4 protein-coding genes and 2 pseudogenes are annotated in these 5,632 nt (G+C 37.0%); 3 read left to right on the plus strand and 3 right to left on the minus strand.

Annotated features, from left to right (window positions below; translation table 11 throughout):
- Window positions 1–64: 64 nt before the first annotated feature.
- Window positions 65–254: pseudogene (locus tag Q1K78_RS16850) on the plus strand (IS3 family transposase); the annotation flags it as partial.
- A gap of 60 nt (window positions 255–314) precedes the next feature.
- On the opposite strand, the pseudogene Q1K78_RS16855 reads toward Q1K78_RS16850, so the two are convergent.
- The 3 genes and pseudogenes from Q1K78_RS16855 to Q1K78_RS16865 all read right to left on the minus strand — a co-directional run.
- Window positions 315–590, minus strand: a pseudogene (locus Q1K78_RS16855) (transposase); the annotation flags it as partial.
- Between the two features lie 491 nt (window positions 591–1,081).
- On the minus strand, window positions 1,082–2,200 hold the full coding sequence (locus tag Q1K78_RS16860; RefSeq protein ID WP_300181545.1) for a site-specific integrase: 1,119 nt from the start codon (window positions 2,198–2,200) through the stop codon (window positions 1,082–1,084).
- 598 nt (window positions 2,201–2,798) lie between these two features.
- Window positions 2,799–4,262 (minus strand): hypothetical protein, encoded by a 1,464-nt coding sequence (locus Q1K78_RS16865; protein WP_300181547.1) that lies wholly within the window; start codon window positions 4,260–4,262, stop codon window positions 2,799–2,801.
- A 224-nt stretch (window positions 4,263–4,486) separates the two neighbouring features.
- Between Q1K78_RS16865 and Q1K78_RS16870 the strand changes: the two genes are divergently transcribed.
- Together Q1K78_RS16870 and Q1K78_RS16875 are read left to right on the plus strand one after the other, a co-directional pair.
- Window positions 4,487–4,810, plus strand: coding sequence for a hypothetical protein (locus Q1K78_RS16870; RefSeq protein ID WP_300181549.1), 324 nt, complete (start codon window positions 4,487–4,489; stop codon window positions 4,808–4,810).
- A 625-nt stretch (window positions 4,811–5,435) separates the two neighbouring features.
- Window positions 5,436–5,632, plus strand: a 197-nt coding sequence (locus Q1K78_RS16875) for a hypothetical protein (RefSeq protein ID WP_300181551.1), incomplete at its 3' end; no start/stop codon positions are given.

A 5,632-nucleotide genomic window follows, 5' to 3' on the forward strand; every position in this document is an offset into this window, starting at 1 on the left:
GAGACTATGGCAAAGCATGCTTAATATTGATATGTGTGGTTAGTTAAGCGCTTACATTGGTAATGCAATCACACCTGAGCAACAAAGAATGAAAGAACTTGAAAAGCAACTCGCTAGAGCAGAAAGAGACATTGATATATTAAAAAAGCCAGCGCTTTGTTCATATAAAATCATTAAATTCTGACGTTGCCCGACAAATGAAGAAAGCGTATCCACAACTCTCTGTCTCTGAATTATGTCGGGCATTAGATATTCAAATCACCCTACTAGCAAAAGAGTGCGAGCTATAGTCAAATCTGGTGTATGAGTTCTTTTGCCATCCAAATATCTTGTAATCGTGACTTGATTTTTGGTTGTAATGACTTAGGGACTTTATTTAAGATATTCGCCGTTTTATGAACCCAGCAACGTTGATGCAGAGTTGTTGGCCATACTTTTGTTATCGCATTCCAGAAATCGAGTGCCCCATCATCAATCGCTAATTCAGCTTCAATAGCTTGAGCTAAAAGCTGTTGAGCCCCTTTTTTCAATAGTTCTTGTAAAAGATTCTCTGGAGTATCCATTGAAATGATATTATTATTTTCATTCATTGCGGTGTAGTTCCTGTTAGTTGTTGATCCGCCAAGATCGATTAACAGATTACATCGCAATGTCTCTCCATACACCTGAAATAACTATAGCTCGAAAGGATAAGCTTCCCAGCAAAAAGCTTGTCCATATCCCTTACTGAAACAGCATAAGTATATGTCCTCCCAAGATTTAGTACTTTATCATCATCAAACAACTGCTTTACTCCATCTATTAATATTCAACCATATGATATAACTCACACATCCAATAATGTAAACAGAGAAACTTTAAAGGTAACCATTGAAAGCTAATTGGCTTAGGCTATCTTTCTTTGAGGATCTCCCATTACTTTGTGTATACCCAAGCCAATAAATTATCTGATTTAATAGAGCTAGCCTTAATTTATAAAGGGGCAAAAGCGACTTAGAAAATACTATCTTCCAGCGCTAGTGGGCTGCATTGTCGTCACACTTTCAGTGAACGCCTATTTTGAGGTTGTCCCCAATATCATTTATGCACTTAAGCTGGTATCTATGTCGTCTAAACGAAATAGATTTACGGCCTCTACAAGCTGCTCAAGCTCCAATCGTTTTCCATATCTACCGTAGGTCATGTTTTGATGTTTATGGCCTACAATTTCAGAAACTACATGCTCTTCGACATTCGCTCGTTTTAACTCATCAATAAAGGTATGACGGAATGAATAGGCGGTAGCTCGTTGTCCCGCTTTAAAGCCCACGTCATTAAGAATGTTGCCGAAAGTCTTTCTATAATCTTTTGACCAATCATTATCTACCCCACGAGGTTTTACATTAAAGAGCTGTGTTTCTTTTGCTCGCTGGCGAGCTTTCACGAAGGTCAGGAACCCCATATCTAACAATGTTTGATGAATCGGTACGGTTCGATTAGATAACTGTTTTTTCAGCTTCTGATCGTCACCTAAGTCCGAAAATTGAATGCAAGGCAGTTCGCCTTGCTTGATATCCCGAACGTGAAGCTGACAAGCTTCTGACGGCCTGCAACCTTGGTAAAGCATCAATAAGGTTATCCACTTAAAGTCCGTGTTTTGTTTGCGATAAGCGTCGTTTGAGAATAATTTCTGTAAATCCTCACTTTTCCAACGTTGTCGCTGCTCTTGAGCACTCTTTGCATTTTTAGAGGATGTTTTGACGACAGCAAATGGATTCACAGTAATAAGCTCATGAGCTAAACACCAATTAAAAAACTGCCTATTTGCTGCAATGTAGTCTTTTAATATTTTGCTGCTTAATTTTCGTTTGAGTAATCTGTCTCGATAGTGCATTGGAATACTATTGGTGGGCTTATCTGCATTTAGCTCTTTTAGATAGCCTAAAAAATCATTACATCTCTGCTCTAACTGAGTAAGGGTGAGTTGTGTGACACCTTCTAATATTTTAGATTGAATAAAATCAGTGAGCGTAGCTGAGGTAATAACAGGTAAGGGGGTAGCAATTTTTATTTTTGGTGAAGGATCTACCACAAGCTTAGGGGCTTTGGTTTGCGTTTCAGGTTGTGCGTTATAAGCGGCTCGTAGGGTATTAATTGATTCAGCCAGTTTGGTTTTAAACTCGACAATCGTTAAAGAGAGCGCAATGGCTTTCTCAAACAATGCATGAAGTAATTGAACTTGCTCAACATTTCGACGATAAGCGGTTTTACGCTCACGAGTAAGTAGGGAGAATTTTAGTTCGTTAGGATAACCACTTTCACGGAGTGAAACTGGGTGAAACTGGAGTAGCGATACGAGTATAGTACACGCTATTTGGGAGTCTTAATAAGTACATCTGTGCCACCTTTCTGTGCAAGGTGATTTTCGATAGTACAGATACAAAAAAACCGCTGTAAAAACAGCGGTTTAATCTTTTAATTTGGTGGAGGGATAGGGATTTGAAAACTATCCCTAACTCTTCTATCTGCATTAAGCTGATAAATTTCAATGGGTTCAATCTATATTACTTTTAAATATTTGTCCAGTTGAAAATGACGATTGGATAATTTTAAGTTTGCATTAATGTAGTAGAATAAGTTTGTTTATTTTGAACCAGTATTACTAACAAAAGTTTTACTATCATTAGGCGCTAAATTACTTTTTGGTAATCACGAGTTAGAGTCGAAGTTTACCTTCTTCAAACAAATTAATTTTTGACAAAGTGTAGTTGATGAAATTTGTAGTCATTCAGTATATCGCTTTATATTTTCAATCTGACTCACCAAGTAATAATGTAGCTCCCGTTTATTTGAGCCTTCACAGAACCTTCTCGTCCTTTTATCTTGAGCCTTTCTATCTCTTCTTGAACTCTATTTACATCATCTGGGTGGAGCCGTTCTAACCGAACGGGATCAAGACCCTTCAATTTTCCCCTTTGTTTTGTGTTTAAGCGAGCATTGAATTGAACCCTTCCGAACTGAAACTCACGAATGTGGTTACTGAAAACCATCTTAACTAACTTATACCCTTTTTCAACGGATCCCGCTGAAAAACCTTCTTCGCCGTGTACTTTGCTCAGCTCTATCGAAACGACACCAAATCGTAATAGTGTTGATAGGCCATCTTCATTCTTTCCCCATGAAAATGATAGATAATCAGATAAGGAATTGACTCGAACATAATGCTCAAAGAGCACGATTAAACCACATAGATAAGCTTTAGCTTGATGCGGAGAATTAAGTTCAGGCAGCGACACTTTGTGTAACCGTTTAAATTCTGTATGTTCCACATGTTTTAGTGAGGGTATGTTATATGCCTGAATCAACTCTGCCTCGCTTTCAGCTAGTAGTATGCTTGCAACCGAATTGCGGTATTGCGCAGATGATATGATTGACCTCAAGCGAACTAGAACCCTATCTAACTCTTTATTTGATAATGGATCTGATAGATCGAGACGAAAACGAATCTCAGTTGTTTTAATTACAGATTCTTTTGGTTGCTCACCACGCAACAGATCCATTGAGTACAGAGGCTGTAGTGCTTCTATGTTATTGTATGTTAATGATTCTTTTTTAGATAAAGCGGTGTCTGGAACCTGAAATTCCCGTTCTATGCACTTTGATTGTTCGACAATTCTATCTGCGTAAGGATGAAATGATTCGTATGGCGCGTGATAAAATGTCGTAGTGTTAGTTTTTCTATCTAATTGCGAGTGGTAGTACAAGCCATAGTAATACTCAAGAGCTTCATGGTAATCATATTTGTACCCAATAACACTAGGGGGATATTTGTGGGGGATAGTAGTCTTGAAGCCTCTATTTTTGAAGAATATTTGCTTAGCAATACCAAAAGCAGTCACCTTGATTTCATGTTCGTGCTTTTCGTAGTCAAATGGGTCATCTGAATTATCGGTGTTTTCCAGAACGAACTCCAGTTGATTAATGTTTTCTATCCGTAAAACGTTACTAACATATCCTTCAAAGTCAGATTTTGTTGCATTGTGCACAATCAGGTCAACTAACGTGTCCCTAAGAGCTTCCAACTTTGGGTTGAAGCCTTGATCAAATAGGTGAGTAAGCTCTTTGGTAATGTTCCGTGCTAGATTGAAAATCTCGCTGTATTCATTCGGGTATTGTTTGATGACAGCAAGTTTATAAATCTCTTGAGCGATAAAATTTGTCATGTCAGAGAGTGCATTGCATTCCTCTCTTTTTCTTTTAGAGGGTTCCAGTTTTCGACTCATAATGTCTGTCTGTTCGATATTAAACTTCCAGTATACACATACATCAATGTTAAATAATAGGTAAGAAAATCTCTTGATCATACTACCTAGAATTTTAAAAAACAATTACATATACTTGATCTTGAAACAGGTGCTAATCAACACAATCCCAATCTTTCAATTAACAATAGTTCATACGTTGGATTTTTCTAATTATGAACTTAAGTATTTACTAGGAGATAAAAATGTCAGGTATCGTAGAGCGTAATTTGCATCGCAGCATCGCGGCTTCCATTATTAAAGTTGAGAAAGAAACGGGTATTCCTGTATCCGATTTAGCTGAGCTAATGAATGACGAGTATGGTTATGTACCTAAAGAAGAAAAAGTGGAAGTAGAAAAGTTGAAAAGGCAAATGGAACTTGATGTTGCTGCGGAAAAACATGCTAGAGAGAGCAAGTTGAAGGTCAACAAACTAGCTGTGGGTCGCACTGGACTAGATAGAGAAATGGGCAAACTTGCGAGTAAGTTTCAAGATGAAGAACTGGATGCAGACCAAGCTCCTGTTTAATCATGATCATACATAACAAGCAAATGACAAAAGCACTTGACCGTGCTTTTGTCATTTATCTTTTAAACTTGTGAGTGGTTAAAGTTATTAACTAAGAAAACTTTTTTATTTACTCTTTTAAAAGCAAGCATATCAGTTTTTTCAATCTACACCGTTGTAAAAAATCTTTTTCGGGTCTTAGGGGATTGTAGCTATTAGTATTGAATATTTTTTATAATCCATATGTTCTTTTTAATAACAGTCACTAGGGTGTACCTATCGGTTATTTAAATGATTTGTTAATTTTAAAATGGACAATCGTTGATAATTTATTCTAATGCAATCGAGGTTAGGGCGTTATGCTGAGCAAATGATACAAGAAGGAGTGTGTAAAAATAATTTACGTTAGACTGCTAAAGCTCTTGACGGGAGACGAAAGTGGGGAAATAATGAACTCGTCATCTGGTAGCGACGATTTTGCCAGAAATCGAGCCAGTTTAGCAACAAGCTTTAACAACAAAGTGTCAACTTTGTCTATCGTTGAAAGCCTTAAATTAATTAATAAATAAATGTAGATTCAGATGATATAGGTCGTTGAGTTCGCTCTACGAAAAAATTATTTATTAGATTAATTGAGGTAGATGCCTTGGAATTTCAAAACGAAAATAATAACAGCTCATTTTTATCACAAGAGCAGGCATGGCAAGAGTTCTTATCCATTTTTAGTGAAAGAAAAAATGAAATTGAGCACTCATTAACACCATATCGATTTAAAATTAAATCTCCTAAAGGCGTTTCCTGTAATGCCATGTATGTATACAGCATATGTAGCACTGATATGCC

The organism is uncultured Aliivibrio sp., from assembly GCF_946479765.1.
GTDB lineage: Bacteria > Pseudomonadota > Gammaproteobacteria > Enterobacterales > Vibrionaceae > Aliivibrio.

Bases quoted from the DNA above. Each gene is read 5' to 3' on its own strand.
- Q1K78_RS16870 (WP_300181549.1), top strand. From the start codon at position 4,487: ATGTCAGGTATCGTAGAGCGTAATTTGCATCGCAGCATCGCGGCTTCC.
- Q1K78_RS16865 (WP_300181547.1), bottom strand. From the start codon at position 4,262: ATGAGTCGAAAACTGGAACCCTCTAAAAGAAAAAGAGAGGAATGCAAT.